The 6315-nt window shown below is 77.2% G+C and carries 1 protein-coding gene; it reads right to left on the bottom strand.

The annotated features are described in order from the left end of the window. Positions 1-6310, bottom strand: a 6310-nt coding sequence (locus EV374_RS29750; protein WP_132240477.1) for a type I polyketide synthase, incomplete at its 3' end; no start/stop codon positions are given. Positions 6311-6315 lie beyond the last annotated feature (5 nt).

Below are 6315 nucleotides of genomic sequence, written 5' to 3'. Positions count from 1 at the left end.
CGACGTTCCCGGCCGGCGCCCCGGAGGCCAGGGCGTCCAGCCCCGCCAGCAGCTCCTCCAGGCTCGACCCGACGACGGCGGCCCGCTGGTCGAACACCGACCGGGTCGTCGCCAGGGACCAGCCCACCGCCGCCGCGTCGACCTCGCCGCGCTCACGCACGTACTCCGCCAGCCGGGCCGCCTGGCCCGCCAGGGCTGCCTTCGACCGCGCCGACACCGGCCACGCCACGACGCCCGACGCCACCAGTCCGGGGCCGGTCACGGCGGGGGCGACGGCCTGCGGCTCGTCGGCCTGCTCGATGATCACGTGGGCGTTCGTGCCGGACATGCCGAACGACGACACCGCCGCCCGGCGCGGCCGCTCCACCGCCGGCCACGGCCGCGACTCCGTCGCCAACTCGACGGCGCCGGCGGACCAGTCGATGTGCGGGGACGGCTCGTCCACGTGCAGCGTCGCGGGGACCACGCCCTCGCGCATCGCCAGCACCATCTTGATCACACCCGCCACGCCCGAGGCGGCCTGGGCGTGGCCGAGGTTCGACTTGATCGAGCCGAGCAGCAGCGGCTCGTGCCCCTCGCGGCCCTGCCCGTACGTGGCCAGCAGCGCCTGCGCCTCGATCGGGTCACCCAACGTCGTGCCCGTACCGTGCGCCTCGACCACGTCCACGTCGGCGGTGCCCAGCCGGGCACCCGCGAGGGCCTGGCGGATCACCCGCTGCTGCGAGGGACCGTTCGGCGCGGTCAGGCCGTTGGAGGCACCGTCCTGGTTGACGGCGCTCCCCCGCACGATCGCCAGGACGCGGTGACCGTTGCGCCGCGCGTCCGACAGCCGCTCGACGAGCAGCATGCCGACGCCCTCGCCCCAGCCCGTGCCGTCCGCAGCCGCCGCGAACGCCTTGCACCGGCCGTCGGCGGCCAGCCCACGCTGCCGCGAGAACTCGAAGAAGGTGCCGGGGGTGGCCATGACCGTGACGCCGCCGGCGAGGGCCATGTCGCACTCGCCGCGCCGCAGCGACTGCACCGCCAGGTGCAACGCCACCAACGACGACGAACACGCCGTGTCCACCGACACCGCCGGCCCCTCCAACCCCAACGCGTACGCCACCCGACCCGACACCACACTGGCGGCGTTGCCCGTGGCCCCGAACCCTTCGGCCTGCTCCCCCGCAGCCATGAGCAGGGCCCCATAGTCCTGACCATTCGTGCCCACGAACACCCCTGTTCGCGAACCCCGAAGGACCCCAGGCTCAACCCCTGCCCGCTCGACCGCCTCCCACGAAACCTCCAGCAGCAGCCGCTGCTGCGGGTCCATCGCCGCCGCCTCGCGCGGCGAGATCCCGAAGAAGCCCGGGTCGAACTCCGCCGCCCCGTCGAGGAAGCCGCCCTTGTCGGTGTAGGTGGTGCCGGGGTTGGCCGGGTCGGGGTCGTAGAGCCGGTCGAGGTCCCAGCCCCGGTCGGTCGGGAAGTCGCCGATGGCGTCCACGCCGTCCGCGACGAGGCGCCACAGCCGCTCGGGGTCGTCGACGCCCCCGGGGTAGCGGCAGGCCATGGCGACGATGGCCACCGGCTCGTCGTCGACGGCGGCCGGGGCGGCGACCGGGGCCGGCCCGGCGTCGGCGTCGGCGCCGAAGAGGCCGGTGAGCAGGAGCCGGGCCAGCACGACCGGGGTGGGGTGGTCGAAGACCAGGGTGGTGGGCAGCGCCTGCCCGGTGGCGGAGACGAGCCGGTTGCGCAGCTCCACGGCGGTCAGCGAGTCGAAGCCGAGGTCCCGGAACGCGGTGGTCGCCGGGATGGCCGCGGCCCCGCCGTCGTGGCCGAGCACGTCGGCGGCGAGTTCCCGGACCAGGTCGGCGACGGCCTCCTCGCGGCGGGCCGGGGCCAGCCCGGCGAGCCGCCGGCGCAGGGTCGCCGCCGGGCCCTCGTCGCCGTCGTCGACCGCGACGCCGCCGTCGAGGGCGGCCCGCGCCTCCGGTACGCCCTCCAGCAGTGGCCGGCGGCGGGCGGAGGCGTACGCGGGGGCGAAGCGGGCCCAGTCCACGTCGGCCACCGTCACGGTGACGTCGTCGTGGTCGAGGGCCTGCTGCAACGCGCCCATGGCGACGGTCGGGTCCATGGCCGGCAGGCCCCGGCGGCGCAGGTTGCGCTCGGCGTCCGCCGCGTGCATGCCGCCGTCGGACCACGGTCCCCAGGCGATGGCGGTGCCGGCCCGGCCCTCGGCCCGCCGCCGCTGCACCAGCGCGTCGAGGTAGGCGTTGCCGGCCGCGTACCCGGCCTGCCCGCCGCTGCCCCAGGTCGCGGCGATGGACGAGTAGACGACGAAGGCGTCCAGTTCCCGGTCGGCGAGGAGGTCGGCGAGGTGGGCGGCGCCGGCGGTCTTGCCGACGGTCACCTCGGCCAGCTCGGCGGGGGTGACCTCCGCCAGCGGGGTGGCCTGCGCGACGCCGGCGGTGTGCAGGACGGTGCGCACGGGCGGGCCGTCGGCCTCGACCCGGTCGAGCAGGTCGGCGAGGGCGGCCCGGTCGGCGATGTCGCAGGCGGCGACGGTGACCCGGGCCCCGAGGCCGGTCAGCTCGGCCTCCAGCTCGGCGGCGCCGGGGGCGTCGGGTCCGCGCCGGCTGACCAGCACGACGTGTTCGGCTCCGGCGGCGACGAGCCAGCGGGCGGCGCGGGCGCCGAGTCCGCCGGTGCCGCCGGTGATCAGGGCGGTGCCGGTGGGCGTGAACCGGCGCGCCGGTGGACGGTCGCCGAGGGCGGCGCGGACGAGGCGGCGGGCGAAGACGCCGGGGCCGCGTACCGCGAGCTGGTCCTCGCCGGTCGATCCGGTGAGGATCGCGGCGAGCCGGGCGGCGGCCCGGTCGTCGGGCTCCGGCGGCAGGTCGACCAGGCCGCCCCAGCGGTGCGGGGCCTCGACGCCGACGACCCGGCCGAGACCCCAGATCGCGGCCTGCGCCGGGTCGGTGAGCCGGTCGTACGAGGCGGCGGCGACCGCGCCCCGGGTGACCAGCCACAGCGGTGCGGCCAGGCCGGCGTCGCCGAGCGCCTGCACGAGCGCGAGGGTGGCGGCCAGGCCGGGCAGGACGGTGCTGTCGGCGGCGGGCGGCTCGGCGGCGAGCAGGGAGACGACGCCGGCGGGGTCGGTGCCGGCGAGGGACGCCGCGAGGCCGGCCCGGTCGGCGTCCGGCTCCACGGTCAGCGGCAGCACGTCGGCGCCGGCGCCGGTCAGTGCGGCCCGGACGGTCTGCACCGCCGGGTCGTCGGCGCCGCCGGCGGGCAGCGCCAGCAGCCAGGTGCCGGCCAGCCGGGCGGGGGCGGGTTCGTCGGTCACCTGCCAGTCGGCCCGGTACCGCCAGCCGTCGAGCACCGAGTGTTCCTGTCGCTGCCGCCGCCAGTCGGCGAGGACGGGCAGCAGGGTACGCAGCGACTCGGCGGCGGCGGTGTCGGTGACGGCGAGGGTGTCGCGCAGCGCGTCGAGGTCGGCGCGTTCGACGGCCGTCCAGAACCGCCGGTCGAGCGCGCCGGTCCCGCCCGTCGTGGTGTCGTCGGCGGGCGCCTCGGCCGGCACCCAGTAGTGCTGCCGCTCGAACGGGTAGGTGGGCAGGCCGACGAGCCGGCCGGGCCGGTCGGCGAGGAGGTCCGCCCAGCGCACCGGGGTGCCGGCGACGTGGAGCTGGGCGAGGGCGGCGAGCAGGGCGCGACGGTCCGGGCGGTCCCGGCGCAGCACCGGCACCACCACGGCGGGGGCGGCGTCGCCGGCCTCGGCCCCGGCGAGGGTCTCCTGGATGCCGGCGGTGAGCACGGCGTCGGGGCCGACCTCCACGAAGGTGCCGACGCCGTGGGCGCGCAGGGTGCGTACGCCGTCGGCGAAGCGGACCGCCTCCCGGACGTGGCGCACCCAGTAGTTCGGGTCGGTGAGCTGCGCCGGGTCGGCCAGCCCGCCGGTCAGGTTGGACACCACCGGCAGGGTGGGGGCACGCAGGTCGAGGCCGGCGGCGACGGCGGCGAACTCGGCGAGCATCGGCTCCATCAGCGGGCTGTGGAAGGCGTGGCTGACCCGCAGCCGCCGCACCTTCACCCCCCGGCCGGTCCAGAGGTCGGCCAGCTCGTCGATGGCCGCGCCGTCGCCGGAGACGACGACGGCGCCGGGGGCGTTGACGGCCGCGACGGCGACCCGGTCGGTCAGCGCGGCGATCGACTCGGCGACCCGGGCCTCGTCGGCGGCGACGGCGAGCATCGCGCCGCCGGCGGGCAGGGCCTGCATGAGCCGGCCCCGGGCGGCGACGAGGGCGCAGGCGTCGTCGAGGGTGAGCACGCCGGCGACGTGGGCGGCGGTCAGCTCGCCGACGGAGTGCCCGGCGACCATGTCCGGGGCCAGCCCCCAGAAGCCGAGCAGCCGGTGCAGCGCCACCTCGACGGCGAACAGCGCGGCCTGGGTGAAGACGGTCTGGTCGAGCAGCGCCGCCTCGTCGGTGCCGGGCTCGGCGTGCAGCAACGGCTTCAGCGGCCGGGGCAGCCGGTGGTCGAGGTGGGCGCAGACCTCGTCGAGGGCCTCGGCGAAGACGGGGTACGTCCCGTACAGCTCCCGGCCGGCTCCGGCGCGCTGCGCGCCCTGGCCGGAGAAGAGGAACGCGACCCCGCCGCGTTCGGCGGCGGCTCCGGTGACCAGGCCGGGGGCGGGCCGGTCGTCGGCGAGGGCGTGCAGGGCGGCGAGCAGGCCGTCGCGGTCGTCGGCGAGGACGACCGCCCGGTGTTCCAGGGGCGAGCGGGAGACCACCGAGGTCCAGGCGACGTCGGCCGGGCGCGCGTCCGGGTCGTCGGCGACGTAGGCCGACCAGCGCTCGGCCTGGTGGCGCAGCGCGGCGCGGGTGCGGCCGGTGAGCAGCACCGGCGCGGGCGCGGGCGGCTGCGGCCGGTCGGCCTCGGCGCGGGCCGGCTCGGGCTGTTCGAGGATGAGGTGGGTGTTGGTGCCGCTCATGCCGAAGGAGGAGACGGCGGCGCGGCGCGGCCGGTCCACGGCCGGCCACGGCGTGGCCTCGGTGACCAGGGTGACCGCGCCGGCGGCCCAGTCCACGTGCGGGGTGGGCTCGTCGACGTGCAGGGTGGCCGGCACGACGCCGTGCCGCATCGCCTCCACCATCTTGATCACCCCGGCGATGCCGGCGGCGGCCTGGGTGTGGCCGATGTTGGACTTGATGGAGCCGAGCAGCAGCGGCGCGGCGTCGCCGCGCTCCCGGCCGTACGTGGCGAGCAGGGCCTGGGCCTCGATCGGGTCGCCGAGGGTGGTGCCGGTGCCGTGCGCCTCGACCACGTCGACCAGGTCGGGGGTGAGCTTCGCGCCGGCCAGGGCCTGCCGGATGACCCGCTGCTGGGACGGGCCGTTGGGGGCGGTCAGGCCGTTGGACGCGCCGTCGGAGTTGACCGCCGAGCTGCGGATGACGCCGAGCACCGGGTGGCCGTTGCGGCGGGCGTCGCTGAGCCGTTCCAGCAGCAGCATGCCGACGCCCTCGGACCAGCCGGTGCCGTCGGCGGACGCGGCGAAGGACTTGCACCGGCCGTCGGCGGCGAGGCCGCGCTGCCGGGAGAACTCGACGAACGGGCCGGGGGTGGCCAGCACGGTCGCGCCGCCGGCCAGGGCGAGGCCGCACTCGCGTTGGCGCAGCGCCTGGCAGGCGAGGTGGATGGCGACCGACGCCGACGAGCAGGCGGTGTCCACGGTGACCGACGGGCCTTCGAGGCCGAACGTGTACGCCAGCCGGCCGGAGACCACGCTGGCGGCGGTGCCGGTCAGCACGTAGCCCTCGACGCCGGGGGCCCGGTGCAGCACGGCGGCGTAGTCCTGCCCGGAGGTGCCGACGAAGACGCCGGAGCGGCTGCCGCGCAGCGACAGCGGGGCGATGCCGGCCCGCTCGAACAGCTCCCAGGTGACCTCCAGCAGCAGCCGCTGCTGCGGGTCCATGGCGACCGCCTCGCGCGGCGAGATGCCGAACAGGGCGGCGTCGAAGCGCCCCGCGTCGTGCAGGAACCCGCCGGCGGTGGTGTACGAGGTGCCGGCGTTGTCCGGGTCGGCGTGGTAGAGCCGCTCCAGGTCCCAGCCCCGGTCGGTGGGGAAGTCGCCGATGGCGTCCCCGCCGGACGAGACGAACTCCCACAGCTGTTCGGGCGAGCTGATGCCGCCCGGGTAGCGGCAGCTCATCGCCACGATCGCCACCGGCTCGGACTCCTCGGCGGTGACCTCGCGCAGCCGTTGGCGGGTCTGCTGAAGTTCGGCGACGACCCGCGTCAGGTATTCGCGCAGCCGCTCTTCGTCCGCCATGACAT

The sequence above is a fragment of the Micromonospora sp. CNZ303 genome (assembly GCF_004345505.1).
Note: the sequence above shows the minus strand (reverse complement) of the source record. Positions and strands in the feature narration are given on the sequence as shown.